Below are 26,623 nucleotides of genomic sequence, written 5' to 3' on the forward strand. Positions count from 1 at the left end.
AGTCTGGCGAAGCGCCGCACCCCCGTCTGCGACGGCACGGTGCGGCGCCCGCGCTGGTTACGGCCTGGCTATCCGCCAGACATTGTTGACGCCATCGCCGGAGCGGTCACCCGGATTGGCGTCCTTCGCAAAGCGGTACAGCGGCATGCCACGATAGGCCCACTGCCGGGTGCCGTCGTCCCGCGTGATGATGGTGTACTCGCCGGTCGGGGCGGTTCCCGGCTGCGCCAGCAGCGGCGGCCACGCAACCGCGCACTGCCCGTTGCAGACGCTCTTGCCGCTGCCCGCCTGGTCGCGCGTGAAGGTGTACAGCGTCAGCCCCTGCGGATCGGTCAGTACGCCATTGGTGACGCGCACGGTGGGCGGCATGTTGCCGCCGCCCTTCGCACCCGCATCCGCCGATTTTCCTCCCATCCCGGAGCATGCGCTCAGCAGTACCGCGGCAACCGCAGCCGGCACGGCCGCGCGAAGAACGGCCGAGGACCCCGCGCGCGCGCGCCTGCCTGAAGGCGAGGCAAGGGTTGCGACGGACGTACCGGGACTGCGGCGAGCAAGAAAGCGCGTAAGAGCCATGGTGTCGTTCTCCAGAAAAGGGGCGCCGACTGTCGGCGCCTCGCTCTGTAGTAAACACCGCCACGCGGCGTGTTGTTCCCTTGAAGCAAAAAAAAACCTGCCAACAGCGGCAGGTTTTCTTTCGTCTCTCAAGAAAAGTATCCCTTTAGTCACAGCTCGCCATAGCTGTGCAGGCCGGACAGGAACATATTGACGCCGAGGAACGCGAAGGTCGTGATCAACAGGCCAATCAGTGCCCACCACGCCGCCATGGCGCCCCGCAACCCCTTGATGAGCCGCATATGCAGCCAGGCCGCATAGTTGAGCCAGACGATCAGCGCCCACGTTTCCTTCGGGTCCCAGCTCCAGTAGCCGCCCCAGGCTTCCGCGGCCCAGAGCGCACCCAGAATGGTCGCGATGGTGAAAAAGGCGAAGCCCACCGCGATGGCCTTGTACATGACATCGTCGAGCAGTTCCAGCGACGGCAGCCGCTCGGCCAGGATGCCGCGCTGCTTCAGCAGCCAGGCGACCGCCACCATCGCGGCCAGCGCAAAGGTGCCATAGCCGACGAAATTGGCAGGGACATGGATCTTCATCCACCAGCTCTGCAGCGCCGGCACCAGCGGCTGGATCTCGTGCGCATCGCGGCTGACGGTGTACCAGAGCAGGAAGCCGACAGCGGCCGACACCACCAGCAGCACGAACGGCCCCAATGCGCGGGTGCGATAACGGCCCTCGTAGTACAGGTAGAACAGCGAGGTAATCAGCACGAACAGCACGAACACTTCGTACAGGTTCGATACCGGGATATGGCCAATGTCGGGACCGATCAGGTACGACTCATACCAGCGCACCAGCATGCCGGTAAAGCCGAGCACGACCGCGGCCCAGACCATGCGGCTGCCGATGGCATAGCCGGTTTCCGAGCGCGCCAGCAGGCCGCCCCAGTAGAACAGCGTGGCAAGAAAGACCAGTGCGCACATCCACAGGATCGCCGACTGGCTCGACAGCGCGTACTTCAGCAGGAAGACCTGCTCCGCGCGCGCCAGTTCGCCCTGGTACAGCTGCACGGCCAGCAGTGACAGCACCGCCAGCCCTGCCATCAACGGACGCACCGGCTTCCAGTACCAGCCCAGCAGCGCGAAAGTGGGCACAGCCGCGATCAGCACGCCCTTCTCGTAGGCGTCCATCCATTCGCCGTATTGGACCAGCGAGAAGCCGGCGCCGACCGCCAGCAACACTGCAAACAGCCAGTCCAGCCAGCCGAGGCGCCGCAGCAGGGGCGGATCCAGATATTGCGGCTGTGAGCCGGCTACGCCGGCAGGCACCTTGAAGTCGGAGGAATTGGAGGTCATGGCAGGGTTCTACCGGTTCTCCGGTCCGGGGGACGGAGGGGAAGAAGGATCCCGGGGCGCGACTGACGGGCCGCGATGGGCATCGGACGCCGGTGCAGCGCCGGGAGGACCGGCAGGACCAGCAGGACCGGCACTGGCCTGCGCGATGCCACGCATATCGCCACGCAGCGCCTCGAACTCCTTTTCGAAGTCCAGCGTGCGCCGCTGCGTGCTCATCGCCATCAGCACCCGGGAGCCCGCGCCGCTGTCGGTGATCCAGACCCAGATGCGGCGTTCGCGGATATAGAGCATGGCAAACACACCCAGCACCAGCAGCAGGCACCCAAGATACACGATGTTCTTGCCCGGCGCGCGGGTCATCTGGAACACGCTTGCGGTGACCTGCTGGAAGTCATCGAGTTGCAGGAAGACCGGCGCCTGATAGAAGAAGCTGTCCGACAGCGCGTTGATGGCCTGCTGCAGGAAGGCACCGGTCTGCGCCGTATTGGGCACGGCCGGCTGCGCCGCCCGCTCGCGCGCCAGCTGCCACAGCTCCCACATCGCGCCGTTCAGGATCTTCAGCAGCACGTCGGCCGCCTTCTGCTGCTCGGCCTGCGGCACCGACTTCTCCAGGAACGCGGCCACCGCGGCAAAGCCGCCCGGGGGCGCGTCGGGGTCGTTGCGGGTGGCGCCGGCGAACAGGTCCAGCGCCCGCCGTGCGCTCTCGGTCAGCTGCATGCGCACCTCGGCCTTGTCGTCGCCCGGCATCGCCGACACTGCAAAGCGCCGTGCCGCTTCGCCACGCAGCGCGCTGTCCTGCAGCGCCGCGCGCAGTCGCATCCAGTCTGCCACCGAGCCCTGGTCGTCGGCCGGAATGCGCAGATACCGGAACGGCTCCGAGGGGCTGTCGCGGGTGCCGGCGAGGAACACCGGCTGGCCATCGAGCTGGACCGGCACCATGTAGTTGTGGAACTCGCGGGCCTGGCCGGTGCGGTCGCGCAGCTTGTACTGCACCGACGGGCCGACATTGCGCAGCGTCTTCTCTCGATCCGGATTGACCGCCGCGCCAAGGCGCGCCTCCAGCCGGTCGTTCAATGACTTGCGTGCCACGCCGCGGGCGTCCTCCTTGCCGTCGGCATCGGTCACGTTCTCGATGTTCATCAGCCGGAAATCGGTGAACTCCACCGTCAGGCCCTGCGCATCGGCCCCGGTGCCGGTGCCCTGCAGCGGCGCGCTGTCCCCGACCGTACCCGCCATCTGGAAGGTGTCCAGCTTGCCGCCCTGCATCGGATAACCGACGAAGCGCAGCCGCGAGCCGCCATCCTCGAAGCTGGACTGGTAGATCGCGATGCCATCGACGATCAGCGGCTTGTTGACCTCGATGGTCGCCTCGGTCTGCTTGCCGGTCGCGCGGTCGGTCACCACCACATCCGAGGCGAACAGCTTGGGCATCCCGGTCGAATAATGCTCGACCGTGAACTTCTTCAGCGTCAGCGTAAAGGGCAGGTCCTGCACCAGCGCGCCGTCGGCGATATTGAGGATCGCGGTCGAGACCGTGGCCCCCTCCGGCACGAAGGCGTTGCCGCGGAAGCCGGGATTGCTGCTCGACAGCCGGTGTTGCGGCGGAATGTCGCTGATCACCGCGTTGCCGACGATCGGCGTCTTGCCGCCCAGCCACATCTGGGCACGGATCAGCATGTCGCCGTCGAGCAGGCCACCCACGCAGATCACGACGATCGCGGTATGGGCAAGGATGTAGCCAAGCTTGTTGGCCGCCCCGGCCTTCGCCGCCAGCAGCGTCGCGCCCTGATGCTCGACCTGGCGCACCCGATAACGGCGGTTGACCAGCAGCGTGCCGAGCCGGGCGGCGGCCTGCTGCCGGTTGGGGGCTGCCTCGAATTCGTCGCGATGATGGAAGGCGCGCAGCGTCCGCTCGCGCACGTGGTCCTTCCACGACCGCATGTCCGCCAGCATCCGGGGCGCATTGCGCGTGATGCACAGCGAAGTGGAAAGGACCAGGAAAGCCAGGATCAGCAGGAACCACCACGAGCCGTAGACCTTCTGCAGCGACAACGCGTGGAACAGATCGGCCCAGAACGGCCCGAACTGGTTGACGTAGTTCGGATACGGCTCGTTCTGCTTGAGCACCGTGCCGATCACGCTGGCGATGGCGATCACGGCCAGCAGCGCAATGGCGAAGCGCATCGAGGACAGCAGTTCGACCGATTCGCGCAGCGGGCGGTGGGAAGTCTTCAGGCGCAGACCCGAAGTGGAAGCGGTCGACATGTGCGGTGAACCGTTGGTAACGCTGGGTGAAAGGGAAAGTGCACCGTTCCCGGGCACTTCACGGGCCACCCTTCTGCATCGATGGCGAAGCGTGCTGACACGCCTGCTGCCGCCCCTGCCCACGAGCCGGACCCGTGGACAGCGGCATCGACACCGTCAGCGGATGCCCGCGACGTAGTCGGCCACGGCCTTGATCTCGGCGTCCGACATCCGGGCCGCGACCGCTGTCATCACGGCGTTGTTCTTGCGCGCGCCTTGCCGGAAGGCGACCAGCTGCGCTTCGGTGTACTCGGCGAACTGGCCGCCGATGCGCGGATACTGCGCGGGGATACCGGTGCCGGTCGGCCCGTGGCAGGCCGCACAGGCAGGCACGCCCTTGTCGGCGATGCCGGCCCGATAGATCTTCTGGCCCAGCTCGATCGTTTCCTTGTTGCGTGCCGTCGCCGGCTTCAGCTGCTGCCGCGCCAGGTACGCGCCGACATCACGCATCTCCTGCTCGCTCAGCGCCGAGGCGATCGGGGTCATGATCGGGTTGTTGCGCGACTTCTCCTTGAAGTTCTGCAACTGCTTGTGCATGTATTCCGGATGCTGCGCGGCCAGCTTCGGATTGATCGCCGCGGCGCTATTGCCGGCGGCGCCGTGGCAGCTCAGGCAGGAAGGAACGTTGCGATCGGGAGCACCCTGCGTATAGAGTGTTTCGCCCCTGGCCGGATCGGCCTTCGCGGCTGGCGCCGCTGCGAATACCACCCCCGTGATGGCCGTTACCGGCAAGGCCAGCGCCACGACAACCAGAAGCTTCCCAATGCGGTTCATTCGCACACCTTGTCTGATTTGTTTTGGATACTGTACCGCGTGCCGTTCGGCTTCCCCAGGCGGTGGGGAATCGTCAGGCGGACATCCGGGCATACCACGCAAGACCCCAGCGCCGAACTTCCACCAGACGGTCTCTCCGACCGAACGCGGCCTCGGTGATGGCGCCGGGGGGACACCCGGGCAGCAACCTGCCGGACCGCGGCTTCCGCGTGGTTTGCGCGGCATGCCGAAGGCCGGAAAGGACGCCGCAAGCCACACGACGGAAAGGCCGTAAACCGCGTTATTGTACAATAAATCGCTTCCCGGAAATCCCGCCCCGGGGGCGGGCGGCATGACCTGGATCAAACCCCGAGCAGGTGCCGGCAACCCCTCCCCCGACGCTCGTACAGCCCGGTTCCCGCCGGCGTTTCCGGCCGACTTTCCTTCTCTCTGCGGGCAGCCCACCCGCAGTCGCGCATGTCCCTACTTCACCAGGCCCGCTTCTTCACCACCGTCAACCACCTGCGCGATCTGCCAGCCACGGCGGTGCCGGAGGTCGCGTTCGCCGGCCGCTCCAATGCCGGCAAATCGACCGCCATCAACGTGCTGTGCAACCAGAAGCGGCTCGCCTTCTCGTCCAAGACGCCGGGCCGCACGCAGCACATCAACTTCTTCGCGGTGGCGCCCGTCAAGGCGCCGGACCCGCTCGCCTTCCTGGTCGACCTGCCCGGCTACGGATACGCGCAGGTTTCCGGCTCGGCCAAGTATCACTGGCAAGGACTGCTCAGCGACTACGTGCAAAGCCGGCCGCAGCTCGCGGGGCTGGTGATCATGATGGACGCGCGCCGCCCCTTCACCGACCTCGATTGCCAGATGGTCGAGTGGTTTCTGCCCACCGGCAAGCCGATCCACGTGCTGCTGACCAAGGCCGACAAGCTCGGCAGCAGCGAAAACGCCCAGGCGCTGCGCGAAACCCGCCGTGTGCTGGCCGACTATGCCGCGCAGCTGGAGAACCCGCCGCTGATGACGGCACAGCTGTTCTCCAGCCTGAAGCGGCGCGGCATCGAGGAGGCGCAGCGGCATATCGCCGGCTGGCTCGAGCTGCCCGAGTCGCGCCCCAAGGAAGCGCGCGACGCGGGTTCCGATCGCCCGCGCCCTGTCGACGGTGCCCCGGACCAGGACAGCCAGGACAGCCAGGACAGCCAGGACTGAACCGACGCCGCCGGCCGCGACTGCGGACCGCGACCGCATCGGACAAAAAAAACCCCGCTGCCAGGCAACGGGGATCAATGATCCCGCCGTGAGGCGGGTACCCGCTCAGGGAGGAGTAGCGGGGGACGCAGCGCCGCACCGTGGCGCAACGCAGGGCGTCCGCGAGTATGATAACGGCCACGCCCAAAAGTTTAGATTTTCTTTTGGCTTTTTCCGGATTGGCCACAGCCCGCCGCACCTTGCCACCCTCCTCCGGAACGTTGCTCCCCGCCTTCGGTGCGACACGTTCCGCCGCCCGCGTCAGGCGGACCGGTCCGGTCTCACCGATCGTATCGAACCGTTGTTCGGCTCCCGTGCGTGACAATACGCGGACCGCGAACCACGATCGCTGCCCAACACTGACGCCATATGTCCACTTTCCCCGATTTCCGTCCCCGTCGCATGCGCCGCGACGATTTCTCCCGCCGCATGATGCGCGAGCATCGGCTCAGCCCCGACAACCTGATCTACCCCGTCTTCGTGCTGGAAGGACAGAACCAGCGCCACGCCGTGCCCTCGATGCCGGGCGTGGAGCGCGTGTCGGTCGACCAGCTGCTGCCGGTGGCCGAGCAGTGCGTGCAGCTGGGCATTCCCGTGATCGCGCTGTTTCCCGTCATCGATCCGTCGCTGAAGACGCCCGATGGCATCGAAGCCACCAACGAGAACGGGCTGGTGCCGCGCGCGGTGCGCGAACTGAAGGCGCGCTTCCCCGAACTGGGCGTGCTGACCGATGTCGCGCTGGACCCCTACACCAGCCATGGCCAGGACGGCGTGCTGGACGCAGACGGTTATGTGATCAATGAAGAAACCGTCGAACTGCTGGTGCGCCAGGCGCTGACCCAGGCCGAGGCCGGCGTGGACATCGTCGCCCCTTCGGACATGATGGACGGGCGCATCGGCTCCATTCGCGCCGCGCTCGAGGAGGGCCGCCATATCCATACCCGGATCATGGCCTACTCGGCCAAGTACGCGTCCGCCTTCTACGGCCCGTTCCGCGACGCGGTCGGCTCGGCGGCAAGCCTGGGCAAGGGCAACAAGATGACCTACCAGATGGACCCGGCCAATACCGACGAGGCCCTGCGCGAAGTCGCGCAGGACATCATGGAAGGCGCCGACATGGTGATGGTCAAGCCCGGCATGCCGTACCTGGACATCGTGCGCCGGGTCAAGGACGAGTTCCGCTTCCCGACCTACGTCTATCAGGTCAGCGGCGAATACGCGATGCTCAAGGCCGCCGCGCAGAACGGCTGGCTGGACCATGACAAGGTGATGATGGAATCCCTGCTGGCGTTCCGCCGCGCCGGCGCCGACGGCATCCTGACCTACTTCGCGCTGGATGCCGCGCGCCTGTTGACGCGCTGACCGCCCGCATGCAGGTACTCGGCTTTTCCGCGAGCCAGGTGCATCCGCTCGCGTCGCTCGAGGCGGCGCGCGACTTCCTCACCGGCAACGCCGCCGCCCGCTTCGTCTGGATCGATTGCCCGCAGGCCGACGTCGCCGCCGAGCCGGCAGCGTGGCGCGAGCGGCTGCAGTCGCTGACCGGTGCACCGATCCTCGACCTGCATCTGAAGGACGCCCTGAACGTGGCGCATCCGTCGTTCTTCGACACGACCAATGCCTACGACATGGTGATCTTCCGCAAGCTGACCTTCGAGACCAGTCGGCTGTTCGCCGAGGCCGGACGCGCGGAAGGATTGCCTCTTCCCGGCAACGGGAACGCCAACGGCGTGTCCGGCGCCGCCTCCGCCGCCGCAGCGGCCGAGGCAACCGGCGGCAACGCCGGGTCCCCTCCCCGGGACGACCGGCCCCCGCCACGCAAGCGCCAGAAGCCCGGCTTCACGCCGGCGCTGGCGCGCATCGATACCCAGCCGGTCACCTTCTTCGTGTTCGACAACGTCCTCGTCACGGTGCGCCCCGGCCAGTCGCGCACCATCGACCAGGTGCGGCAGCGGCTGCTCGAACTGGATCGCACGGCCCGCCCCGCCCAGACGCAGGGCGAGCCGCGCCCGCTGAACGGCGGCGCCGCGCTGGTGCATGGCATCCGGCCACCGACCCGGCCCGAGGACCTGATGCTGCGGCTGCTCAATGCCATGGTGGACCGCTACCTGGAACTGCGGGCACCGCTGACGCGACAACTGGATCGCTGGCAACGCGCGCTGCTCAATGCGCGCAGCGGGTTCTCCAGCTGGGAAGGGCTGCTCGATGCCCGCATCCAGCTGCGCCGGCTCGAACATCTGTGCGAGGAGCAGCGCGACGCACTGCAGGAATTCCGCGACAGCCTGCTCGACAATCGCTACAGCGATCCACAGGGCGATGGCGGCGCCGCGCGCGACGAAGTGCTGCTGGTGCGCATCAACGACGTGATGGAGCACATCCTGCGGGTGCTCGCCCATGCGCGGCGGCTGGAGGATTCGATCGAGTCCGCGGTGCAGATCCACTTCTCCGCCGTGGCGCACCGGACCAACAACACCATGCGCGCGCTGACGATGATCACCGCGCTGTTCATGCCGCTCACGCTGATCACCGGCATCTTCGGCATGAATTTCGAGCGGATGCCCTGGCTGGCGCGGCCCGACGGCTTCTGGCTGTCGCTTGGATTGATGGGCGGCGTGATCGTCGCGATCCTGGCGATCGGACTGGTCACCCGGCTGTTGCGGCGCGAATAGCGCCGATGCCGGGGCGGCTGCAGGGTTGGCTGCCGGCGTGGCTGCCCGCGTGGATCATGCGTCGGCGGGACCGAACGCCCGCTCCAGGCTGGCCAGGAAGCGCCCCGCCGCCTGATAGCCGATTACCCGCACCGGCAACTCCCTGCCGTCGGCGCCAAACAGGATGATGCCGGGCGGCCCGAACAGGCCGAAGCGGCGCAGCAGCGCCTTGTCGTCGGCGTTGTTGGCGGTCACGTCCGCCTGCAGCATCACCACGTCCGCCAGACGCGCCTGCACGCGCGGGTCGCTGAAGGTGAAGCGCTCCATCTCCTTGCAGCTGACACACCAGTCCGCATAGAAGTCGAGCAACACCGGCTTGCCGGCTGCGCTCGCCGCGGCAACGCGCGCATCGAGCTCCGCCACCGAGCGCACCCGCTCGAAGCGCACCGCGTGCGCCGCGCCACCCTGGTTGCCGGCGGCGCCCGTTGCCGGCACGGCCGCGCGCAGCGACAGGTGCGACAGCGGTTGCAGCGGATCCCGGCCGCCGGAGGCCAGCCCCACCAGCAGGATCGCGCCGGCCATCGCCGCCAGCACGCCGAAGCCCTTGCCCAGCCGCACCAGCGGATGCACGTCGGAGGCAAGTCCATCGAACGCGCGCAGGAAGACCGCCGCCACCAGCAGCAGTGTTGCCCAGCCCAGCATCGACACCCACACCGGCAGCACCGGCGCCACCATCCATAGCGCCAGCCCCAGCAGCAGGAAGCCGAAGAAGCGGCGCGTCGCCTCCATCCAGCGTCCCGCGCGCGGCAGCAGATTGCCGGCACCGACCCCGACCAGCACCAGCGGCACGCCCATGCCCAGCGCCATGGCGAACAAGGCCACGCCGCCCGTCATCGCGTCGCCGCTCTGCGCGATATAGGCCAGCGCACCGGCCAGCGGCGCCGTCACGCACGGGCCGACGATCAGCGCGGAGATGGCCCCCATCGCCGCCGCCCCGGCGATCTGGCCGCCTGCACGGCGGTTGGCCGAATCGGTCAGCCTGGACTGCCAGCGCTGCGGCAGCTGCAACTCGTACAGCCCGAACATCGACAGCGACAGCGCCACCATCAGGGCGGCAAACAGACCCAGCACCCAGGGCGTCTGCAGTGCCGCGGCAAGGCCCTCCCCGAGCAGGCCGGCGGCAACGCCGACGGCGGTATAGACGACCGCCATGCCCAGCACATAGGACAGCGATACCAGCAGCGCACGTCCGCGCCGCGCATGCTCGCCGACCACGATCGACGACAGGATCGGCACCATCGGCAACACGCAGGGCGTGAAGGTCAGCAGCAGGCCGAGCCCAAAGAACAGCGCCGCGATAGGCAGCAGGTTGCGGCTGGCCAGCGTCCGGGCAATGCGGCCGGTGTCGTCCAGCGGCGCCGCGGCGCGCGCGGCGGGGCTCGTCGCCGCCGCTGTCCCGGCAGTCGATGCCACGGCGCCGCCGGACGGCACGGACACAGCGGACTGGCCGCCCTTGCCACCCGGCAGCCAGGCAGGGAGCGCCGCGCCCACCTCGTGCACGCTCTCCATCGGCGGATAGCACAGGCCCTTGTCCGCACAACCCTGGGATGTCACCACCAGCGTCCAGCGACCATCCTCCGGTGCCGCCTCGACCGGAATGCGGATGGTCACCGTGTCGCGGTACGTCTCCATCTCCTTGCCGAAGGTCTCGTCGAACTTGACCTTGCCCTGCGGCAGTTGCGGCTCGCCCAGACGTACGGAGGCCGGCCGCGCCGCAAAGGCAAAGCGCTCCCGATAGAGGTAATAGCCTTCGGCGACATCGAAGCGCACCTCGATCGTGCGCGGATCGATTTCCCGCGCGGCGAAGCGGAACGCCTGCTCAGGCGGCAGGAAGTCATCATCGCCCGCCGCCCGCGCCGTCGCCGGCAGCAGCACCAGCGCCGCCAGCAACGCCACCGCCGGCAACCATGACATCAGTACCACGCGCAGCCACGCTGCCGTCACCATCTCCTGCCCCGATCGCGCCGCGGGCGCCCACCAGCCGTATTGCGTCATTCCTTGTCCAGATTCCGCGGCGCGACCTCGTCGCGTACCCAACCCAGATACGCGGGCAATCCCGCCAGCACCGGCACCGCGATCAACTCGGGGACCTCGTACGGATGGACCGCGCGCAGCGCTTGTTCCAGCGCCAGATAGCGACCCCGCGTCGTCTTGATCAGCAGCGGCCACTCGCTGGCCGATTCCAGCTTCCCCTGCCACCAGTAATGCGATTCGCAGGCGGCGAGGCGGTTCACGCACGCCGCCACCCGCGCTTCCAGCAGCGCGCGCGCCACGGTCGCCGCCGTATCGGCATCCGGTACCGTCGTCAGTACAAGCAGGACGTCGTCGTCCCGCGGTTCCGCCTGCGTCATCGCCTATCCTCACGTTGCAACCGGCCCGCAAAACAAAAGAGCCAGGCATCAGCCTGGCTCGATTGTAAGCGGTTCGCCAGGCCCTTGCGGGCCAGGCAGCGGCGGGACTTATTCCGCAGCTTCCTCGGCCGGAGCCTCGGTGATTTCGGGACGGTCGACCAGCTCGACCAGCGCCATCGGCGCGTTGTCGCCCTGGCGGAAGCCGAACTTCAGGATACGGGTGTAGCCGCCCGGACGGGTCGCGTAGCGCGGGCCCAGTTCGGTGAACAGCTTGGTGACCATGTCGCGGTCGCGCAGGCGGGCGAACGCCAGACGGCGGTTGGCAACGGTGTCCTTCTTGGCCAGCGTGATCAGCGGCTCGACGACCTTGCGCAGTTCCTTGGCCTTCGGCAGCGTGGTCTTGATCAGCTCGTGCTGGAACAGCGAGTTGGACATGTTGCGCAGCATCGCGAGACGGTGCGACGAGGTGCGGTTCAGTTTCCGCAAACCATGACGGTGACGCATGATGATTCCTTTGATTGCAGTGTTTGACCAGCTCTTCTATCGCCAGCGCTCCTGTGGAGTCGCCGGCGCGGGCCGGTAGCGGTTGCACCTTGCCGGCAGGGCCGGCTCGGCGGTGGCCGATGGCGGACGGCGAACCGTCCGCCACGCGGATTACTTCTCCAGACCTGCGGGCGGCCAGTTCTCGAGCTTCATGCCCAGAGTCAGGCCACGGGAGGCGAGGACTTCCTTGATTTCGTTGAGCGACTTGCGACCCAGGTTCGGGGTCTTCAGCAGCTCGTTCTCGGTACGCTGGATCAGGTCGCCGATGTAGTAGATGTTCTCGGCCTTCAGGCAGTTGGCCGAGCGCACCGTCAGCTCCAGGTCGTCCACCGGACGCAGCAGGATCGGATCGATCTGCGGGGCACGGCTCGACGACGCTTCCGACGACGACTCGGTGCCTTCCAGCGCGGCGAACACCGACAGCTGGTCGACCAGGATGCGGGCCGACTGGCGAATCGCTTCCTCCGGCGAGATCACGCCGTCGGTTTCGATATTCATCACCAGCTTGTCCAGGTCGGTACGCTGCTCGACCCGAGCGGATTCGACGGCGTACGACACACGGCGCACCGGCGAGAACGAGGCGTCCAGCACGATGCGGCCGATCACCTTGGTCGACTCGTCACCGAACTTGCGCACGTTGCCCGGCACGTAGCCGCGGCCTTGCTCGACCTTGATCTGCATGTCCAGCTTGCCGCCGGCCGACAGATGGGCGATCACGTGGTCGGGGTTGATCACCTCGACGTCGTGCGGCAGCTCGATATCGGCTGCGGTGACCACACCTTCGCCTTCCTTGCGCAGCGACACCGTGACTTCGTCGCGGTTGTGCAGCTTGAAGACCACGCCCTTCAGGTTGAGCAGCAGGTTGACGACGTCTTCCTGCACGCCGTCGATGGTGGAATATTCGTGGACCACCCCAGCGATCGTCACTTCGGTCGGGGCATAGCCGACCATCGACGACAGCAGCACGCGACGCAGGGCGTTACCGAGCGTATGGCCGTAGCCGCGCTCGAACGGCTCCATCACGACTTTGGCGTGATGATCGCCCAGCGGCTCGACGGCGATGATTTTTGGCTTGAGGAGTGCTGTTTGCATTAGGTTGTCCTTTTCAATACCCTCGGCTCGTTACACCGATAAGGCTGACCTTTGGAACCTGAAACCCATCGTACGATGGGCAATAAGCCCGGCGCGCGAAAGCGCGCCGGGCTGAAGTAGGAGCTCGACGATAATGCGCAAGCTGGCGCCGTATGCGTACGGACCGCTGCGATCAACGCGAATAAAGTTCGACGATCAGGCTCTCGTTGATGTCACCCGAGATATCGGCGCGATCCGGGGCCTGCTTGAAGGTGCCTTCGAACTTCTTGGCATCCACGGACACCCAGGTCGGGAAACCGGTCTGCTCAGCCAGCGACAGCGCTTCGGCGATACGGACCTGCTTCTTCGACTGCTCGCGGATCGACACGATGTCGCCAGCCTTGATCTGCGCCGACGGCACGTTCAGGGTCTGGCCGTTCACCAGGATCGCCTTGTGCGAAACCAGCTGACGGGCTTCCGCGCGGGTCGAACCGAAGCCCATGCGGTAGACGACGTTGTCCAGACGCGATTCCAGCAGTTGCAGCAGGTTTTCACCGGTGTTGCCCTTGCGGCGGTCAGCTTCGGCGAAGTAGCGACGGAACTGACGCTCCAGCACGCCGTAGATGCGCTTGACCTTCTGCTTTTCACGCAGCTGGGTACCATAGTCCGAGGTACGGGCGCCCGAGGTGCGGCCATGCTGGCCAGGCTTGCTGTCCAGCTTGCACTTGTCGGCGAGCGAGCGGCGTGCGCTCTTCAGGAACAGATCGGTGCCTTCACGGCGGGAAAGTTTGGCCTTCGGGCCGGTATAACGTGCCACGTTATCTTCCTTGCTGATCGATCGCGGCGCCTGTCAGCGCGTCGCGAGTCCGCCGCATCATTCTCGAGGCAAATGGCACGAGAAAACGGCGAACGGTGGGCTTATCAACACGCGTCACCGGATGGGACGCGCAACAAATGGGACCGACTGGGAACAGCCGCGGCACAGCCGCAGCGGCTCCCTCGCTCTCAGACCATGCGTGGACAGGCGCTCGGCGCCAGCCGCGCCCGGCAGCGAACCGGACCGGCACGAAACCGGATGGCTGAAAAAGGCAGCATTCTATCACAACGAAGCCGCGATCGGAAATTCCGATGCGGCTTCGCTGGGAGGGACGGCTTTCGCTTAGATGCGACGACGCTTCGGCGGACGGCAGCCGTTGTGCGGCACCGGCGTGACGTCTTCGATTACGGCGATCTTGATGCCCAGCGCGTTCAGTGCGCGGACAGCCGATTCACGACCCGGGCCCGGGCCCTTGATGCGCACTTCCAGGTTCTTGATACCCTGGTCCTGCGCGACGCGGCCGGCGTTCTCGGCAGCGACCTGGGCAGCGAACGGGGTCGACTTGCGCGAACCCTTGAAGCCCTGGCCACCGGAGGTCGCCCACGACAGGGCGTTGCCCTGGCGGTCGGTGATCGTGATGATGGTGTTGTTGAACGAAGCGTGAACGTGCGCGATGCCGTCAGCAATGTTCTTCTTGACCTTCTTACGCGCGCGCTGGGCGGCGTTGTTCGGACCTTTTGCCATTAGTTATCTTCCTCTGCCTTCGGCTTTACTTCTTCAGAGCCACGCCGGCCTTACGCGGACCCTTGCGGGTACGGGCGTTGGTACGGGTGCGCTGACCGCGCAGCGGCAGACCACGGCGATGACGCAGGCCACGATAGCAACCAAGGTCCATCAGACGCTTGATGTTCATCGTGGTTTCACGACGCAGGTCACCCTCGACCGTGACCTTGCCCACTTCGTCACGAAGCTTTTCCAGGTCCGCGTCGGTCAGGTCCTTGACCTTCTTGTCATAAGGAACGCCGGTGGCCTCGCAGATCTTGCGGGCGCGCGAGCGGCCGATACCGTAAATGGCCGTCAGGCCGATCTCGGTATGCTTGTGATTCGGGATGTTAACCCCTGCAATACGTGCCATTCGTCAATCCTCTCTACGATTAGCCTTGGCGTTGCTTGTGGCGGGGATCCGACGAGCAGATCACGCGCACGACACCGTTGCGCTTGATAACTTTGCAGTTGCGGCAAATGCGCTTAACAGAAGCCAGCACTTTCATGATTTTCCTCTTCCTTCAATTCCTGTTTCGGCTCACTTCGTCCGGAAGACGTCGTCCTTAGCCACACCCAGCCTGCCCTGACCGCGCTCAGCGCATGGTCAGGTTACCTTTGAAATTCGCCTTCTTCAGCAACGACTCGTACTGCTGCGACATGACATAGGACTGAACCTGAGCCATGAAGTCCATCGTGACGACCACGATGATCAGCAGCGAAGTCCCACCGAAATAGAACGGGACGTTCCAGCGCAGCACCAGGAATTCCGGCAGCAGGCAGACCAGCGTGATGTAGATCGCACCAGCCAGCGTCAGTCGCACCAGGATCTTGTCGATATAGCGCGTCGTCTGCTCGCCCGGACGGATGCCCGGAATGAAGGCTCCACTCTTCTTCAGGTTGTCTGCGACTTCCCGGCTGTTGTACACCAGCGCCGTATAGAAGAAGCAGAAAAACACGATTGCAGCAGCATAGAGCAGGATGTACACCGGCTGACCCGGGGACAACGTCGCCGCCAGGTCCTTGATGAACCTGCCGACCGCGCCCGTCGAATCCGACGTGAACCAGCCCGCGATCGTCGCCGGGAACAGGATGATCGACGATGCGAAGATCGGCGGAATCACCCCGGCCATGTTCAGCTTCAGCGGCAGGTGCGACGACTGACCGCCGTACACCTTGTTGCCGACCTGACGCTTGGCATAGTTCACCAGGATCTTGCGCTGGCCACGCTCGACGAACACCACGGCGAAGGTCACGGCAATCACGATGGCGACAATGAAGATCGCCGCGATGATGCTCATCGAACCGGTGCGAACCAGCTCGAACAGACCGCCGATCGCGTTGGGCAGACCCGCCGCGATACCGCCGAAGATGATGATCGAGATGCCGTTGCCCAGACCGCGCTCGGTAATCTGCTCACCCAGCCACATCAGGAACATCGTACCGGTCACCAGCGTGATCACCGCGGTGGCGCGGAAGACCATGCCCGGGTCGATCACCAGTCCCGGCTGGGACTCGAGCGCGACCGCGATCGAGAAAGCCTGGAAGGTTGCCAGCACCACCGTTCCGTAACGGGTGTACTGGGTGATCTTCCTTTGTCCGGCCTGCCCTTCCTTCTTCAGCGCCTCCAGCTGCGGCAACACGATCGTCAGCAACTGCATGATGATCGACGCCGAGATGTACGGCATGATGCCGAGCGCGAACACGGTGAACCGCGACAGCGCACCGCCCGAGAACAGGTTGAACATCCCGAGGATGCCACCCGACTGACTCTGGAAAAGCTGCGCGAGCTGATCCGGATCGATCCCCGGCACCGGAATATGCGCACCGATGCGGTAGACGATCAGGGCCAGCACCAGGAACATCAGCCGGCGCTTGAGATCGCCGTACTTCGCCGTGTTCCTGGCCTGCGCGCTTGCATTGGGTTTCGCCGTGGCCAAACGATGCTCCGACTGTTGACTCGCCTATGCTGCGAAATCGACTAACTTACTCCGCGATCTGACCGCCCGCGGCTTCGATCGCGGCACGGGCACCAGCGGTGGCGCCCAGACCCTTGATCGACACCTTGCGGGTCAGCTCGCCTGCCTTGATGACCTTGGCGCTGCGCACCAGCTCGCCGACGATGCCGGCCTGCTTCAGAACGAGCAGGTCGACTTCGGCAGATTCCAGGCGCTCCAGGTCGCGCAGGGTCACTTCAGCCGTGAACGGCTTGGTCAGCGAGGTAAAACCACGCTTGGGCAGGCGACGATACAGCGGCATTTGACCGCCTTCGAAGCCGACCTTGTGGAAGCCGCCCGAACGCGACTTCTGACCCTTGTGACCGCGACCGGCGGTCTTGCCCAGGCCGGAGCCGATACCGCGGCCGACGCGACGCTTGGCGTGCTTCGAACCGGCGGCCGGTTTCAGGTTGTTCAGTTGCATTTTGCTCTCCAAATCCCGAACTCAGGCCGGCTTAGCCGAGGACCTTGACGAGGTACGAGACCTTGTTGATCATGCCGCGCACGGCGGGCGTGTCCTGCAGCTCCGACACCGAGTTCAGGCGGCGCAGGCCCAGGCCACGAACGGTGGCGCGATGATCCTCGCGGGTGCCGATCAGGCTACGCACGAGTTGCACTTTTACGGTTTTCTGCGACATTTCGTTCACCTGCCTTAGCCGAGGATGTCTTCGACCGACTTGCCGCGCTTGGCTGCGATTTCGCCAGGCGTGCTCATCTTCTGGAGACCGTCCAGCGTGGCGCGAACCATGTTGTACGGGTTGGTCGAACCGTGGGACTTGGTCACCACGTTGGTCACACCCATCACTTCGAAGATCGCGCGCATCGGGCCGCCGGCGATCACGCCGGTACCTTCCTTCGCGGGCATCATCAGCACCTTGGCGGCGCCGTGCTTGCCAACGACTTCGTGTTGCAGGGTACCGTTCTTCAGCGGAACCTTGACCATCTTGCGACGGGCTTCGTCCATTGCCTTCTGCACGGCCACGGGCACTTCCTTCGCCTTGCCCTTGCCCATGCCGATGCGGCCGTCGCCGTCACCCACCACGGTCAGCGCAGCGAAACCCAGAATCCGGCCGCCCTTCACCACCTTGGTGACGCGGTTGACCGAAATCATCTTTTCGCGGAGGCCGTCGTCGCGTTCGTCCTGCTGGACTTTTGCTTGCATCTTTGCCATGACGTATCTCTCTTTAGCGCTTAGAACTTGAGGCCGGCTTCACGAGCGGCATCCGCCAGGGCCTTCACGCGGCCATGGAAACGGAAGCCCGCGCGGTCGAAGGCCACGGTTTCCACGCCGGCGGCCTTGGCCTTTTCGGCGATGCGCTTGCCAATCAGCGTGGCGGCGGCGGTGGTTGCACCGCTGCCGGTCAGTTCCTTGCGCACTTCCGCCTCGAGCGTCGATGCCGATGCCACGACTTGCGTGCCGCACGGCGAGTAGACCTGGGCGTAAATATGCGTATTCGTCCGGAACACCGTCAGACGATTGACCTTCAGCTCGGCAATCTTGGCACGGGTCTGACGGGCACGGCGCAAACGAGCGTCTTTCTTGTTCATCACTGCACCCCTTACTTCTTCTTGGTTTCCTTCAGGATGACACGCTCGTCGCTGTAGCGAACGCCCTTGCCCTTGTAGGGCTCAGGCGGACGGTACGCGCGGACTTCCGCGGCAACCTGACCGACTTTCTGCTTGTCCGCACCCTTGATGACGATCTCGGTCTGCGTCGGCGTTTCCGCCTTCACGCCTTCCGGCATCTCATGGATCACGTCGTGCGAGAAACCAAGCTGGAGCTTCAGCGCAGTGCCTTGAACCTGGGCGCGGTAACCCACGCCAACCAGGTTCAGCTTGCGCTCGAAACCGGTGGTCACGCCCTTGACCATATTGGCCGCCAGAGCACGCATGGTGCCCTGCAGAGCGTTTGCTTCGCGCGATTCGTCGGCCGGGACGAAGGTCAGCGTGTCGTTCTCGACGTTGACCTTGACCAGACCGTGAACCGGCTGGGACAGCGTACCGAGCGGGCCCTTCACGGTGAGCACGCCAGCCGCCACATTCACTTCCGCGCCTTTCGGCAGCGCGATGGGAGCCTTACCTACACGGGACATGGTTACTCCTTACGCGACGTAGCACAGAACTTCGCCGCCCACGCCGGTGGCACGTGCCGCGCGATCGGTCATCAGACCCTTCGGGGTCGAGATGATCGCCACGCCGAGGCCGTTCATCACCTGCGGGATCTCGCTGCGGCCCTTGTAGACGCGCAGGCCGGGCTTGGACACGCGCTCGATGCGCTCGATGACCGGACGGCCGGCGTAGTACTTCAGGCCGATCGTCAGCTGCGCCTTGCCGCCATCCTCGGCGACCGCGTAGTCGTCGATATAGCCTTCGTCCTTCAGGACCTTGGCAATCGCGACTTTCAGCTTGGACGAGGGCATGACAACCGACGCCTTCTGCACGCCCTGGGCGTTGCGGATGCGCGTCAGCATATCGGCGATAGGATCGCTCATGCTCATACTGTTTCTCCTGTAGCCTGTGCGTAATTACCAGCTGGCTTTCGTCAGACCCGGAATCTCGCCCTTGAAGGCGATCTCGCGGATCTTGTTACGCGCCAGGCCAAACTTGCGGAAGGTACCGCGGGGACGACCGGTGATCGCGCAGCGGTTGCGCTGGCGAGTCGGGTTGGCGTTGCGCGGGAGCTGTTGCAGCTTCAGGCGCGCTTCGTAACGCTCTTCTTCCGACTTGCTTTGGTCGTCGATGATGGCTTCGAGGGCAGCGCGCTTCTCGGCATACTTCGCCACGAGCTTGGCGCGCTTCTTCTCACGTTCAATCAGAGCCAGTTTAGCCACGGTTACCCCTTAATTGCGGAACGGGAACTTGAATGCCGACAGGAGCGCCTTCGCTTCTTCGTCATTCTTTGCCGTCGTCGTGATGCTGATGTTCAGACCACGCAGTGCGTCGATCTTGTCGTACTCGATTTCGGGGAAGATGATCTGTTCCTTCACACCGATGTTGTAGTTGCCACGGCCATCGAAAGCACGGCCCGACACACCACGGAAGTCACGCACGCGCGGCAGCGCCACGGTCACGAAACGGTCGAGGAATTCGAACATGCGCTCGCCGCGCAGCGTCACCATCGCGCCGATGGGGTAGCCCTGGCGGATCTTGAAGCCGGCGATTGCCTTGCGCGCCTTCGTCACGACAGGCTTCTGGCCCGCGATCTTCGTCAGGTCGCCAACGGCGTTCTCGATGATCTTCTTGTCGTTGATCGCTTCGCCAAGACCCATGTTCAGGGTGATCTTGGTGATGCGCGGCACTTCCATGATCGACTTGTAACCGAACTGTTCGACCAGCTTCGGCACAACTTCCTTCTTGTAAAACTCTTGCAGACGTGCAGTCATGCTCAACTCCTATCCGTGCCCAGAATCAAGCTGCCACGACGGCACCGGTGGTCTTCAGCACGCGCACGCGCTTGCCGTCCACTTCCTGGATGCCGACGCGCGACGGCTTGCCATTGGCATCCACGAGCGCAACGTTGGAAATATGCAGGGGCATGACCTTGTCGATCACGCCGCCGGTCGTACCCAGCATGGGGTTCGGACGGGCGTGCTTCTTGGCGACGTTCACGCCTTCGACGGCGACCTTGTCGCCCAGCACAGCCTGGACCTTGCCACGCTTGCCCTTGTCCTTGCCGGTCAGGACGATGACCTCGTCGCCTTTGCGAATCTTGTTCATGGCGGCTCCTTACAGCACTTCCGGTGCGAGCGACACGATCTTCATGAAACGCTCGGTACGGAGTTCACGAGTCACCGGCCCGAAGATGCGGGTGCCGATCGGCTCGAGCTTGTTGTTCAGCAGGACGGCGGCATTGCCGTCGAACTTGACGAGCGAACCGTCGGCGCGGCGCACGCCCTTGGCGGTGCGGACCACGACGGCGTTGTAGATGTCGCCCTTCTTCACGCGACCGCGCGGTGCTGCGTCCTTGACGGTCACCTTGATGATGTCGCCTACGCTCGCATAGCGGCGCTTGGACCCACCCAGCACTTTGATGCACAGCACTTCGCGCGCACCAGTGTTATCGGCCACTTCGAGCCGGCTTTCTGTCTGAATCATGGTGTTTGTCTTCCCAACTTAATCCAACGCGCACGATCGAAACATCATGCCCGCCGGTCAGTCTTGGTCCCGTCGACTCCCGGCATTGCGCCAGCGTCGCTTGGGTTGATCAACTTAGAAGTCGGTGGAGGCCAGGCGGCCGGTACGGTGAAGATATGTACTCGACGTCGCTTGACCCGGAGTTCGCTTTACCGGCTCGCCTGGGTGGTGTTGCGGAAGGCGGACGCAATAAAGCGGAAGTCCAGGATTATGGCACATAACCCTGGACCCTGCAAGCCAACCAAAAACCTGTTGGTTTTTAGATGACGCGCGCTGCTTCGACCAGACGGGAAACCACCCAGGACTTGCTCCGGGAGATCGGACGACCTTCCTGGATCTCGACCTTGTCGCCTTCCTTGTACTGGTTCAGCTCGTCATGCGCCTTGTACTTCTTCGAGCGCAGGACGTACTTGCCGTACAGCGGATGCTTGACACGGTTTTCGATCAGGACCGTCACGGTCTTGTCCATCTTGTCGCTTACCACGCGGCCGACCAGCGTACGGCGAAGCGACGATTCCGTTTTTGCAGTTTCAGTCATTTCGAGTTCGCCTTTTCGTTCAGCACGGTCTGCACCCGCGCGATGTCCTTGCGCACCTTCTTCAGCTGGCTGGTGTTCTGCAGCTGTTGGGTGGCCTTTTGCATGCGCAGGCTAAATTGGGCCTTCAGCAGCTCGGAGAGCTCCTGGTTCAGGCCAGCGGCGTCCTTGCCGCGAAGTTCGGATGCTTTCATCCCTGCTCTCCTTACGTCCCGACCTGGCGCACCACGAAGTTGGTGGCGATCGGCAGCTTGGCGGCCGCGAGGCGGAACGCCTCACGCGCCAGCTCTTCGCTCACGCCATCCATTTCGTACAGCATCTTGCCCGGCTGGATCTCAGCCACGTAGTACTCCGGATTACCCTTACCGTTACCCATACGGACTTCGGCCGGCTTCTTCGAAATCGGCTTGTCCGGGAAGATACGGATCCAGATACGGCCGCCGCGCTTGATGTGGCGGGTCATTGCACGACGTGCCGACTCGATCTGACGGGCGGTCAGGCGGCCACGGCCCATTGCCTTCAGGCCGAATTCACCGAAAGACACGGCGTTGCCACGGGTAGCCTTACCCGTGTTGCGGCCTTTCTGCTCCTTGCGATACTTCCTGCGCTTAGGTTGCAGCATCGTTATTCTCCACTCTTCGCGTCTGCGCCAGGCGCAGCGCGGCGACCGGCGCCAGCGCCACCGCGGCGGTTGCCACCCGGACGGCCTTCACCGTCACGACGGCGACCGTCCGGACGACCCGGGCGACGACGACGTTCGTCTTGCGGCTCTTCCACGACCGGCGCATCGTTGCGGCCGAGGTGGTCGCCCTTGTAGACCCAAACCTTGACACCGATGATGCCGTAGGTGGTCTCCGCTTCCGAGAAGCCGTAGTCGATGTCGGCACGCAGGGTGTGCAGGGGCACGCGGCCTTCGCGGTACCACTCGGTACGCGCGATTTCGATACCGTTCAGGCGGCCCGAGCTCATGATCTTGATGCCCTGGGCACCCAGACGCATGGCGTTCTGCATCGCGCGCTTCATCGCGCGGCGGAACATGATGCGGCGCTCGAGCTGCTGCGTGATCGAATCGGCGATCAGCTGCGCATCGGTTTCCGGCTTGCGGATTTCCTCGATGTTCACGTGCACGGGCACGCCCATGCGACGCTGCAGCTCGGCCTTCAGCAGTTCGATGTCCTCACCCTTCTTGCCGATCACCACGCCCGGACGCGAGCTATAGATGGTGATGCGGGCATTGCGGGCGGGGCGCTCGATGACGACGCGGCCCACCGAGGCGTTCTTGAGTTTCTTCTTCAGAAAATCACGAACCTCGATGTCTTCTTTCAGCATGTCCGCGAACTTCACGTTGTTGGCGTACCAACGCGAAGCCCAGTTGCGGCTGACGGCCAGACGGAAGCCAGTCGGATGAATCTTCTGTCCCATCGTGACTCCTTAGTTGCCGAGCGTCACAGTGATGTGACAGGTTTGTTTCTCGATGCGGTTGCCGCGGCCCTTCGCCCGTGCGGTGAAGCGCTTGAGCGAGGTCGCCTTGTCGACGTAGATGGCCTTGACCTTCAGTTCGTCGATATCGGCGCCTTCGTTGTGCTCGGCGTTGGCGATGGCCGACTCGACCACCTTCTTCACGATCCCGGCGGCCTTCTTCGGGCTGAACGTCAGGATGTTGAGCGCGCGCTCGATCGGCAGACCGCGGATCTGGTCAGCGACCAGACGCGTCTTCTGGGCGGAGATGCGGGCACCGCGATGAATCGCTTTCACTTCCATGATGGCACCTTACCTCTTCGCTTTCTTGTCAGCCGCGTGGCCCTTGAACGTGCGCGTCAGCGCAAATTCACCGAGCTTGTGGCCAACCATGTTTTCCGTGACGTACACCGGCACGTGTTGACGGCCGTTGTGCACGGCGATCGTCAGGCCGATGAATTCCGGCAGGATGGTCGAGCGGCGCGACCAGGTCTTGATGGGCTTCTTGTCCTTGCCGCTGACTGCCGTTTCCACCTTCTTCAGCAGGTGGGCGTCACAGAACGGACCCTTTTTTGCGGAACGAGTCATGTGTTTAGCTCCTACCTACCGATTAACGCTTGTGGCGGCGCTGCACGATCATGCTGGCAGTGCGCTTGTTGCTGCGCGTACGGTAACCCTTGGTCGGGGTACCCCACGGCGACACGGGATCGCGACCAGCAGCGGTACGACCTTCACCACCACCGTGCGGGTGGTCGATCGGGTTCATCACCACGCCGCGGACGGTCGGGCGAATACCGCGCCAGCGCGTTGCGCCGGCCTTGCCGATCACACGCAGGCTGTGCTCTTCGTTGCCCACTTCACCGATGGTGGCGCGGCACTCGATATGCACGCGACGCACTTCACCGGAACGCAGACGCACCTGGGCGTAGACGCCTTCGCGGGCCAGCAGCACGGCGGAACCGCCGGCGGCACGCGCGATCTGGGCGCCCTTGCCGGGCAGCATTTCCACGTTGTTGATCGTGGTACCGACCGGGATGTTGCGAATCGGCAGGTTGTTACCAGCCTTGATCGGCGCTTCCGCGCCGTTCATCAGCTGTTGGCCGGCGACCATGCCCTTGGTGGCGATGATGTAGCGGCGCTCGCCGTCGGCGAACAGCACCAGTGCGATGTTCGCGGAGCGGTTCGGATCGTATTCCAGGCGCTCGACCTTGGCGGGGATGCCGTCCTTGTCGTTGCGCTTGAAGTCGACCACACGGTAGTGATGCTTGTGACCACCGCCCTTGTGACGGGTGGTGATATGGCCGTTGTTGTTACGGCCCGACTTCTGGAATTGCTTTTCCAGCAGCGGAGCGTACGGCTCGCCCTTGTGCAGGTTGTTGTTGACAACCTTCACCATCGAGCGACGGCCCGGAGAAGTCGGCTTGGTCTTGACGAGTGCCATGATTACTTGGCCTCCGCTTCAAAATTGATTTCCTGACCCGGCTTCAGCGCGACGTAGGCCTTCTTCACATGGTTGCGACGACCCATGAAGCGACCGAAACGCTTTTGCTTGCCCTTCTGGTTCAGGATCTGAACGGACTGCACCTCGACCTTGAACAGCAGTTCGACTGCCGCCTTCACTTCCGCCTTGTTGGCGTCGCGGGCGACTTCGAACACCACCTGTTCGTTCTTGTCGGCGACCAGGGTTGCCTTTTCGGAAACCACCGGCGCGAGCAGCACCTGCATCAAACGATGATCGTTCTTGGCTACTTGCGTCATTTGAGCAACTCCTCGATCTGCGCGACAGCCGCCTTGGTCACCAGCACCTTCTTGTAGTGCACGAGCGACAGCGGATCTGCATGGCGCGGCTCGACAACCGACACGTGAGGCAGGTTGCGCGAAGCCAGGTAGAGGTTCTCGTCGAGGTTGTCGGTGATGATCAGCACCGAGTCCAGACCCATGGCCTTGAACTTGTCGGCCAGCAGCTTGGTCTTGGGCGCGTCGACCGAGAAACCTTCCACCACGTTGATACGACCTTCACGTGCGAGCTGCGAGTAAATCGAGCGCATGCCGGCACGGAACATCTTCTTGTTGACCTTCTGGGTGAAGTTCTCTTCCGGCGAGTTCGGGAAGATACGGCCGCCCCCGCGCCACAGCGGCGACGAGGACATACCGGCACGGGCGCGACCCGTACCCTTCTGACGCCACGGCTTCTTCGTGGTGTGCTTGACCTCTTCGCGGTCCTTTTGCTTACGGTTACCGCTACGCGCGTTGGCCTGGTAAGCGACGACGATCTGGTGAACCAGAGCTTCGTTGTAATCGCGGCCGAAGACTTCGGGCGAGGCAGCGACGCCCGCACCGATCTGACCGTTGTCCTGGAGGAGCTTAAGTTCCATGTGTCCGCTCCTTAAGCCGCAGCTTTGGCCTTGACGGCCGGGGTAACGATGACTTTGCCGCCCTTGGAACCGGGGATCGCGCCCTTGACCAGCAGCAGCTTGCGCTCTGCGTCGATCTTGGCGATGACCAGGTTCTGGACGGTACGCGTGACGTCACCGAGGTGGCCGGTCATGCGCTTGCCCGGGAACACACGGCCCGGATCCTGCGCCATACCGATCGAACCCGGCACGTTGTGCGAACGCGAGTTACCGTGCGTGGCACGGCCCGACGCGAAGTGGTAACGCTTGATGGTACCGGCATAGCCCTTACCGATCGTCACGCCCTGCACGTCGATCTTCTGGCCGACCTCGAACAGGTCGACCGACAGCGCGCCGCCGGCTTGCAGCTCGGCAGCCTTTGCTGCGTCCACGCGGAATTCTTTGATGACTTCGCCCGCTTCCACGCCGGCTTTGGCGAGATGACCCGCCAGCGGCTTGGTGACGCGGCTTGCGCGCCGGGCGCCGAAGGTGACTTGCACCGCGGTATAACCGTCGGTCTCGTCCGTCTTGATTTGCGTCACGCGGTTGTCGCCGACCTCGATCACGGTCACGGGAATCGCTTCACCGTCGTCCGTGAAAATACGGGTCATGCCAACCTTGCGACCTACAAGGCCAAGGCTCATGGTTTGCTCCATTCCCGGCTGCGATTGGCCGGGGCTGATTGATACACGAAACTGTGCGTTTCTGGTGTGGATGGGCTTGCGCAAAGAAGACGCGCGCGGCCAAGACGGCCAGCCCATTACCCGTAGTTAAACGGGTAGCCTTACACTATAGCGCAGGCTATACGAAAGAGCAACTGCAAATTTGTCAAGGGGTTGGGGGTTGGCGCTTGGGTGTTGCTAGGTGGTTTATGGGACGCTCGATGCCCTCTCCCCCGGCCCCTCTCCCGCTGGTCGGGAGAGGGGAGCTAACTGGCAGCCCTTGAGAATCCGGTGGGGGTGCTCCCCTCGCCCGCTTGCGGGAGAGGGGCTGGGGGAGAGGGCAATGAACCACTAGCCCAAAAACAAAAACGGCGAACCGAGGTTCGCCGTTCTGCTGCAGCGAAGCCGCGCGAGGCGGCCCGACTTTACACCTTGATCTCGACGTCCACGCCAGCCGGCAGGTCCAGCTTCATCAGCGCGTCGACGGTCTTTTCCGACGGGTCGACGATGTCCAGCAGACGCTGATGGGTGCGGATCTCGAATTGATCGCGGCTGGTCTTGTTCACGTGCGGCGAACGCAGGATGTCGAAGCGCTCGATGCGGGTCGGCAGGGGAACCGGGCCCTTGACGATCGCGCCGGTGCGCTTGGCGGTATCCACGATTTCGGCAGCCGACTGGTCGATCAGGCGGTAGTCGAAAGCCTTCAGGCGGATACGGATCTTCTGGTTCTGCATGATGTTTCCTTAAAAGAGCGATGGGCTGTCTGGCCCGCTATGGGAAGGGACGGGCCAGGAGCCCGTCCCATTCGCGAATGGACGATTAGTCCAGGATCTTGGCGACGACGCCGGCGCCAACGGTACGGCCACCTTCGCGGATAGCGAAGCGCAGGCCTTCTTCCATGGCGATCGGGGCGATCAGCTTGACGGTGATCGACACGTTGTCACCCGGCATGACCATTTCCTTGTCCTTCGGCAGCTCGA

General features: G+C 64.3%; 37 protein-coding genes and 1 pseudogene. 3 read left to right on the top strand and 35 right to left on the bottom strand.

All coding sequences use genetic code 11. The features are described 5' to 3' along the window. Positions 1-57: 57 nt before the first annotated feature. From K6V06_RS15170 to K6V06_RS15185, 4 genes are all read right to left on the bottom strand, one after another. On the bottom strand, positions 58-414 hold the full coding sequence (locus tag K6V06_RS15170; protein WP_304524124.1) for a hypothetical protein: 357 nt from the start codon (positions 412-414) through the stop codon (positions 58-60). 308 nt (positions 415-722) lie between these two features. Further along, the gene (gene ccsB / locus K6V06_RS15175; RefSeq protein WP_222244746.1) at positions 723-1,907 is read right to left on the bottom strand and encodes a c-type cytochrome biogenesis protein CcsB; all 1,185 of its coding nucleotides are present in this window, start codon (positions 1,905-1,907) and stop codon (positions 723-725) included. Between the two features lie 9 nt (positions 1,908-1,916). After that, positions 1,917-4,172 carry a cytochrome c biogenesis protein ResB gene (locus tag K6V06_RS15180; protein ID WP_222244747.1) on the bottom strand — a complete coding sequence of 752 codons (2,256 nt, stop codon included), beginning with the start codon at positions 4,170-4,172 and terminating at the stop codon, positions 1,917-1,919. A gap of 156 nt (positions 4,173-4,328) precedes the next feature. Beyond that, positions 4,329-4,985, bottom strand: a complete 657-nt coding sequence (locus K6V06_RS15185) for a cytochrome c (RefSeq protein WP_222244748.1) — start codon at positions 4,983-4,985, stop codon at positions 4,329-4,331. Between the two features lie 456 nt (positions 4,986-5,441). On the opposite strand from K6V06_RS15185, the gene yihA reads away from it, so the two are divergent. The 3 genes from yihA to K6V06_RS15200 all read left to right on the top strand — a co-directional run bounded on the left by yihA (position 5,442) and on the right by K6V06_RS15200 (position 8,881). Next, positions 5,442-6,176 (top strand): ribosome biogenesis GTP-binding protein YihA/YsxC, encoded by a 735-nt coding sequence (gene yihA, locus K6V06_RS15190; protein ID WP_255581868.1) that lies wholly within the window; start codon positions 5,442-5,444, stop codon positions 6,174-6,176. A 408-nt stretch (positions 6,177-6,584) separates the two neighbouring features. Continuing rightward, a complete protein-coding gene (gene hemB / locus K6V06_RS15195; RefSeq protein ID WP_222244749.1) occupies positions 6,585-7,577 on the top strand; it encodes a porphobilinogen synthase in 993 nt (330 codons plus the stop codon). Positions 7,578-7,585: 8 nt separating this feature from the next. Continuing rightward, entirely contained in the window at positions 7,586-8,881 is a 1,296-nt protein-coding gene (locus K6V06_RS15200) for a magnesium transporter CorA family protein (protein ID WP_222244750.1), read from the top strand. A 54-nt stretch (positions 8,882-8,935) separates the two neighbouring features. Here the strand turns inward: K6V06_RS15200 and dsbD are convergent, their stop codons facing one another. The 31 genes and pseudogenes from dsbD to K6V06_RS15355 form a co-directional block, all read right to left on the bottom strand. Next, complete coding sequence (gene dsbD, locus K6V06_RS15205) at positions 8,936-10,915, bottom strand: protein-disulfide reductase DsbD (protein ID WP_370637476.1); 1,980 nt, start codon at positions 10,913-10,915, stop codon at positions 8,936-8,938. After that, positions 10,912-11,271, bottom strand: a complete 360-nt coding sequence (cutA, locus tag K6V06_RS15210; protein WP_222244751.1) for a divalent-cation tolerance protein CutA — start codon at positions 11,269-11,271, stop codon at positions 10,912-10,914. The genes dsbD and cutA overlap by 4 nt, the downstream gene beginning before the upstream one ends. A 108-nt stretch (positions 11,272-11,379) precedes the next feature. Beyond that, positions 11,380-11,775, bottom strand: coding sequence for a 50S ribosomal protein L17 (gene rplQ / locus K6V06_RS15215; RefSeq protein ID WP_008642987.1), 396 nt, complete (start codon positions 11,773-11,775; stop codon positions 11,380-11,382). Positions 11,776-11,925: 150 nt separating this feature from the next. Then, positions 11,926-12,906 (bottom strand): DNA-directed RNA polymerase subunit alpha, encoded by a 981-nt coding sequence (rpoA, locus tag K6V06_RS15220; RefSeq protein ID WP_222244752.1) that lies wholly within the window; start codon positions 12,904-12,906, stop codon positions 11,926-11,928. A 172-nt stretch (positions 12,907-13,078) separates the two neighbouring features. After that, positions 13,079-13,702: a 30S ribosomal protein S4 gene (rpsD, locus tag K6V06_RS15225; protein WP_222244753.1), complete on the bottom strand. Its 624-nt coding sequence runs from the start codon at positions 13,700-13,702 to the stop codon at positions 13,079-13,081. A 342-nt stretch (positions 13,703-14,044) separates the two neighbouring features. Next, positions 14,045-14,446, bottom strand: a complete 402-nt coding sequence (gene rpsK, locus K6V06_RS15230) for a 30S ribosomal protein S11 (protein WP_222244754.1) — start codon at positions 14,444-14,446, stop codon at positions 14,045-14,047. Between the two features lie 25 nt (positions 14,447-14,471). Continuing rightward, entirely contained in the window at positions 14,472-14,837 is a 366-nt protein-coding gene (gene rpsM / locus K6V06_RS15235) for a 30S ribosomal protein S13 (protein ID WP_222244755.1), read from the bottom strand. Positions 14,838-14,856: 19 nt separating this feature from the next. Continuing rightward, the gene (gene rpmJ, locus K6V06_RS15240; protein WP_006160433.1) at positions 14,857-14,973 is read right to left on the bottom strand and encodes a 50S ribosomal protein L36; all 117 of its coding nucleotides are present in this window, start codon (positions 14,971-14,973) and stop codon (positions 14,857-14,859) included. An 87-nt stretch (positions 14,974-15,060) separates the two neighbouring features. Further along, entirely contained in the window at positions 15,061-16,404 is a 1,344-nt protein-coding gene (gene secY / locus K6V06_RS15245) for a preprotein translocase subunit SecY (RefSeq protein ID WP_222244756.1), read from the bottom strand. A gap of 46 nt (positions 16,405-16,450) precedes the next feature. After that, entirely contained in the window at positions 16,451-16,885 is a 435-nt protein-coding gene (gene rplO, locus K6V06_RS15250; protein WP_222244757.1) for a 50S ribosomal protein L15, read from the bottom strand. A 31-nt stretch (positions 16,886-16,916) separates the two neighbouring features. Beyond that, positions 16,917-17,099: a 50S ribosomal protein L30 gene (rpmD, locus tag K6V06_RS15255; protein WP_222244758.1), complete on the bottom strand. Its 183-nt coding sequence runs from the start codon at positions 17,097-17,099 to the stop codon at positions 16,917-16,919. Positions 17,100-17,113: 14 nt separating this feature from the next. Then, positions 17,114-17,632 (bottom strand): 30S ribosomal protein S5, encoded by a 519-nt coding sequence (rpsE, locus tag K6V06_RS15260; RefSeq protein ID WP_006576230.1) that lies wholly within the window; start codon positions 17,630-17,632, stop codon positions 17,114-17,116. Positions 17,633-17,652: 20 nt separating this feature from the next. After that, positions 17,653-18,009: a 50S ribosomal protein L18 gene (gene rplR, locus K6V06_RS15265; RefSeq protein WP_222244759.1), complete on the bottom strand. Its 357-nt coding sequence runs from the start codon at positions 18,007-18,009 to the stop codon at positions 17,653-17,655. An 11-nt stretch (positions 18,010-18,020) separates the two neighbouring features. After that, positions 18,021-18,554, bottom strand: a complete 534-nt coding sequence (gene rplF, locus K6V06_RS15270) for a 50S ribosomal protein L6 (RefSeq protein ID WP_222244760.1) — start codon at positions 18,552-18,554, stop codon at positions 18,021-18,023. Between the two features lie 9 nt (positions 18,555-18,563). After that, positions 18,564-18,959: a 30S ribosomal protein S8 gene (gene rpsH, locus K6V06_RS15275; protein WP_222244761.1), complete on the bottom strand. Its 396-nt coding sequence runs from the start codon at positions 18,957-18,959 to the stop codon at positions 18,564-18,566. A 27-nt stretch (positions 18,960-18,986) separates the two neighbouring features. Next, the gene (gene rpsN / locus K6V06_RS15280) at positions 18,987-19,292 is read right to left on the bottom strand and encodes a 30S ribosomal protein S14 (protein ID WP_222244763.1); all 306 of its coding nucleotides are present in this window, start codon (positions 19,290-19,292) and stop codon (positions 18,987-18,989) included. Between the two features lie 9 nt (positions 19,293-19,301). Next, complete coding sequence (rplE, locus tag K6V06_RS15285; RefSeq protein ID WP_222244765.1) at positions 19,302-19,844, bottom strand: 50S ribosomal protein L5; 543 nt, start codon at positions 19,842-19,844, stop codon at positions 19,302-19,304. 25 nt (positions 19,845-19,869) lie between these two features. Continuing rightward, positions 19,870-20,178 (bottom strand): 50S ribosomal protein L24, encoded by a 309-nt coding sequence (rplX, locus tag K6V06_RS15290; RefSeq protein WP_222244767.1) that lies wholly within the window; start codon positions 20,176-20,178, stop codon positions 19,870-19,872. 9 nt (positions 20,179-20,187) lie between these two features. Next, entirely contained in the window at positions 20,188-20,556 is a 369-nt protein-coding gene (gene rplN / locus K6V06_RS15295; protein WP_006576237.1) for a 50S ribosomal protein L14, read from the bottom strand. A gap of 298 nt (positions 20,557-20,854) precedes the next feature. Beyond that, positions 20,855-21,133 (bottom strand): 30S ribosomal protein S17, encoded by a 279-nt coding sequence (rpsQ, locus tag K6V06_RS15300; RefSeq protein WP_222244770.1) that lies wholly within the window; start codon positions 21,131-21,133, stop codon positions 20,855-20,857. Further along, complete coding sequence (gene rpmC, locus K6V06_RS15305) at positions 21,130-21,324, bottom strand: 50S ribosomal protein L29 (protein ID WP_222244772.1); 195 nt, start codon at positions 21,322-21,324, stop codon at positions 21,130-21,132. The genes rpsQ and rpmC overlap by 4 nt, the downstream gene beginning before the upstream one ends. An 11-nt stretch (positions 21,325-21,335) precedes the next feature. After that, positions 21,336-21,752 carry a 50S ribosomal protein L16 gene (gene rplP / locus K6V06_RS15310; protein WP_006576240.1) on the bottom strand — a complete coding sequence of 139 codons (417 nt, stop codon included), beginning with the start codon at positions 21,750-21,752 and terminating at the stop codon, positions 21,336-21,338. Between the two features lie 2 nt (positions 21,753-21,754). Beyond that, on the bottom strand, positions 21,755-22,552 hold the full coding sequence (rpsC, locus tag K6V06_RS15315; protein WP_222244774.1) for a 30S ribosomal protein S3: 798 nt from the start codon (positions 22,550-22,552) through the stop codon (positions 21,755-21,757). A 9-nt stretch (positions 22,553-22,561) separates the two neighbouring features. Further along, entirely contained in the window at positions 22,562-22,891 is a 330-nt protein-coding gene (gene rplV, locus K6V06_RS15320; RefSeq protein ID WP_222244776.1) for a 50S ribosomal protein L22, read from the bottom strand. A gap of 9 nt (positions 22,892-22,900) precedes the next feature. After that, positions 22,901-23,176 (bottom strand): 30S ribosomal protein S19, encoded by a 276-nt coding sequence (gene rpsS / locus K6V06_RS15325; protein WP_006576244.1) that lies wholly within the window; start codon positions 23,174-23,176, stop codon positions 22,901-22,903. A gap of 22 nt (positions 23,177-23,198) precedes the next feature. Beyond that, positions 23,199-24,029: a 50S ribosomal protein L2 gene (rplB, locus tag K6V06_RS15330; protein ID WP_222244778.1), complete on the bottom strand. Its 831-nt coding sequence runs from the start codon at positions 24,027-24,029 to the stop codon at positions 23,199-23,201. Positions 24,030-24,031: 2 nt separating this feature from the next. Then, the gene (gene rplW, locus K6V06_RS15335) at positions 24,032-24,346 is read right to left on the bottom strand and encodes a 50S ribosomal protein L23 (RefSeq protein WP_061956557.1); all 315 of its coding nucleotides are present in this window, start codon (positions 24,344-24,346) and stop codon (positions 24,032-24,034) included. Continuing rightward, positions 24,343-24,963, bottom strand: coding sequence for a 50S ribosomal protein L4 (gene rplD / locus K6V06_RS15340; protein ID WP_222244780.1), 621 nt, complete (start codon positions 24,961-24,963; stop codon positions 24,343-24,345). Before rplD ends, rplW begins: the two co-directional genes overlap by 4 nt. An 11-nt stretch (positions 24,964-24,974) precedes the next feature. Further along, the gene (rplC, locus tag K6V06_RS15345) at positions 24,975-25,625 is read right to left on the bottom strand and encodes a 50S ribosomal protein L3 (protein ID WP_144832027.1); all 651 of its coding nucleotides are present in this window, start codon (positions 25,623-25,625) and stop codon (positions 24,975-24,977) included. A gap of 443 nt (positions 25,626-26,068) precedes the next feature. Further along, positions 26,069-26,377, bottom strand: coding sequence for a 30S ribosomal protein S10 (gene rpsJ / locus K6V06_RS15350; protein WP_006576248.1), 309 nt, complete (start codon positions 26,375-26,377; stop codon positions 26,069-26,071). A gap of 85 nt (positions 26,378-26,462) precedes the next feature. Continuing rightward, a pseudogene (locus K6V06_RS15355) lies at positions 26,463-26,623 on the bottom strand (elongation factor Tu); the annotation flags it as partial.

This window comes from Cupriavidus sp. AU9028, assembly GCF_019795295.1.
GTDB lineage: Bacteria > Pseudomonadota > Gammaproteobacteria > Burkholderiales > Burkholderiaceae > Cupriavidus.